Origin of the sequence: Brucella pseudintermedia (assembly GCF_008932435.1) — a bacterium.
GTDB lineage: Bacteria > Pseudomonadota > Alphaproteobacteria > Rhizobiales > Rhizobiaceae > Brucella > Brucella pseudintermedia.
In genome coordinates this window covers 1-1,164 of record NZ_WBWE01000038.1, presented here as the reverse complement: position 1 = coordinate 1,164, position 1,164 = coordinate 1, and the positions used below count along the sequence as shown (strand labels likewise).

Below are 1,164 nucleotides of genomic sequence, written 5' to 3'. Positions count from 1 at the left end.
CTTATACATTTGAGGCCGGAACGGTAAACTTCGTTCCGGCCTCGTTTGTCATTGGGGTGAATGCAACACCGCACTGACGGCTGCAAAGAGGTTGGGTCATGCCCGGCAGGAACTTTCGTTCGTAAAAAAGCAGAACCCTTTGCAGCTTTTGAGGTCTTGTCGCACCGTTGAGAGAGCTTCGCGCTCGCGTATAAGGGAGACCAGCCTCATGTCTTATACTAGTCGTTTTGTCGGCATCGACATATCAAAATCATCTTTGGATGTCTGCGTTCTGCCCGATGGCCAGATGGCCGCCTATCAAAACACCCCGGCAGGTATTGCTGATTTTCTCACCTTTGTGGTCTCTCTGGAGGGGATCGAAAGGCTGGTCCTTGAGCCGACCGGCGGTTACGAACGCCATGTCGTTGCCGCCTTGCAGGCCGCACGACTGCCCGTTGCCAAGGTCAATGCGAAGCAGGTCCGACAGTTTGCACGTGCCGGTGGCCAGCTCTCCAAGACCGACAGGATCGACGCCTTCATTCTTGCCGATTATGCAAGGCGCATGGAAACAAGAATTCTGCTTCAACGCTCCTCCCGGGAACGGGTTCTGGCGGATTTTGTTAGCCGTTACAGACAATTGTCGCACATGATCGTGCAGGAGAAAAATCGCCGGGAAAAGGCGAGCGGGCAAACGAAAGACTGGGTCGAGGAAAGCCTGAATTTCTTGCTCGATCAGCGCCAGACTATTGTGGACGCAATGACGGCTTGCCTGAAAGCTGATGCGGACCTTGGCCGGAAGGCTGAGGTTTTGATGTCACTCAAAGGAATCGGCCTGCGAACGGCATGCTTCATTCTGGCCGACCTGCCGGAGCTGGGGCATATGGACAAAGGAAAGATTGCCAAGCTGGTTGGCGTTGCGCCGCTTAATCGCGATAGCGGACTGATGCGCGGCAAACGCATGATTGCAGGCGGTCGAAGACAGCTGCGCGACGCGCTTTACGTCGCGGCGCTGCCCGCCATTCGTTTCGATCCGGACATGAAGGCGTTCTTCCAGCGCCTCAAGCAAAAGGGAAAGCCGAGCAAAGTCGCACTCGTCGCCGTCATGCGAAAAATGATCATTATCCTCAACGCGAGAATCCGGGACGCAAACGCAACGGTGCTTGACACCTAACACCGTTGCTTTTT

1 protein-coding gene is annotated in these 1,164 nt (G+C 55.1%); it reads left to right on the top strand.

From position 1 onward, the window contains the following. Nucleotides 1–208 precede the first annotated feature (208 nt). Nucleotides 209–1,150 (top strand): IS110 family RNA-guided transposase, encoded by a 942-nt coding sequence (locus tag F9K78_RS21780; RefSeq protein WP_025089827.1) that lies wholly within the window; start codon nt 209–211, stop codon nt 1,148–1,150. Nucleotides 1,151–1,164 lie beyond the last annotated feature (14 nt).